This is a genomic window from Winogradskya humida, assembly GCF_016862215.1.
Classification (GTDB): Bacteria; Actinomycetota; Actinomycetes; order Mycobacteriales; family Micromonosporaceae; genus Actinoplanes; species Actinoplanes humidus.
This window is the reverse complement of the sequence record NZ_BOMN01000170.1, coordinates 1-1,468: the sequence shown is the minus strand read 5'-3', so window position 1 is coordinate 1,468 and position 1,468 is coordinate 1. Positions and strand designations below refer to the sequence as shown.

1 protein-coding gene is annotated in these 1,468 nt (G+C 68.6%); it reads right to left on the bottom strand.

What is annotated here, in order from left to right:
- Positions 1-25: 25 nt before the first annotated feature.
- Positions 26-1,231, bottom strand: a complete 1,206-nt coding sequence (locus Ahu01nite_RS50005) for an IS110 family RNA-guided transposase (protein ID WP_203843837.1) — start codon at positions 1,229-1,231, stop codon at positions 26-28.
- Positions 1,232-1,468 lie beyond the last annotated feature (237 nt).

Genomic DNA, 1,468 nt, shown 5'->3' with positions numbered 1-1,468 from the left:
GGGGGGGGTGTCCCTATGGGTTCTGTCAAGCGGCCAGGGCAAGCTTTTCTGCTGGTTTGTGCTGGTAGGGGGTTTGGGTGCGGAGCATGGCGTGTAGGACGTCGACGCGGCGGCGGGCGAGGCAGATGAGGGCGGCGTTGTGTTTCTTGCCCTCGCCGCGTTTCCGGTCGTAGTAGGCCCGGCTGGCGGGGTCGGCCAGGGCGGCGAACGCGGACAGGAAGAACGCGCGTTTCAGCTGTTTGTTGCCGCCTTTGGGTGGATGTTCGCCGCGGATGCTGGTGCCCGACCGGCGGGTCACCGGAGCGAGCCCGGCGTAGGCGGCCAGGTGACCGGAGGTCGGGAACGCGGCAATGTCACCGACTTCGAGCAGGATTCGGGCTGCGGTCCTGACCCCGACACCAGGCATCGAGATCAGGACCGGGGAAAGAGGGTGCGCATCAAGCATCCCCTCAACCTGCTCGGCGACCTGGTCACGCTGGCGGAGCAGGTCACGCAGGCTGTCAGCCAGTCGCGGCAGGATCGTCTCGGCTGCGGTGGTGCCGGGGACGACGACGGTCTGGGCGTCCAGGGCGGTGAAGATCTGGTCAACGAGGCGGGCACCCATCCTCGGCGCGCGGGGTGTGACGATCGCGGTCAGCTTCGTGCGGCCGGCCTTGCGCAGCCCGGCCGGGCCACCGCACCGTGACAACAGCTCCAGCACCGCCGGGTGCTGCACTTTCGGGCCCAGGACCCGTTCCAGCGGTGGGTGGATCTGGGTGAGCAGGCCACGGATCCGGTTGCTGATCCGGGTGACTTCACCGGCGAGGTCGTCGTCGTAACCGACCAGCACTTCCAGCTCGGCGAGGGTGTCGTCACCGGCGTCGACGCGGCGCAGCGTGTGCGGCAGGGTGCGGCCGGCGTCGGCGATTACCCAAGCATCACGGGCGTCGGTCTTTGCCGTGCCGGGGTGCAGGTCCGCGAGCCGGCGCATGACCAGCCCGGGTAGGTAGGCGATCTGGTGCCCGCACGCGCGAGCCACCGCGACGGGCAGGGCACCGATCGAGGCGGGCTGGTCGACCACGGCCAGGATCCGGCCGTGGCGGGCGAGTTTGTCGAACAGTTTCCGCAGCCCGGCCTCGGTGTTCGGCAAGGGTGCGTCATGCAACCGTTTACCGGCTGGATCGAGTGCGACCGCGTGATGATCGGTCTTGCCGACGTCTAGTCCCAGGAACACGCCGTACTCGCTGGTCACGTCTGGCCTCCCACGACGTCCATCATGGGCTCGGTCGCTGGTCAGAGCGTCGGACTGCCGGCAGCCACGTTACGGAGAGACCTACCCGAACTGGGGTGGCCGGGTCCCTATCAGCGGTCCGCCGACGCCACCCGGCCCGGCGACAACACCCCCCGGATCATGCGTGCGACAGGGGCAGTAAGTCATACCGGACCGAGCGACCGAGCAGTCCCCGGTGGGGACGATCAAAAAGGTAAC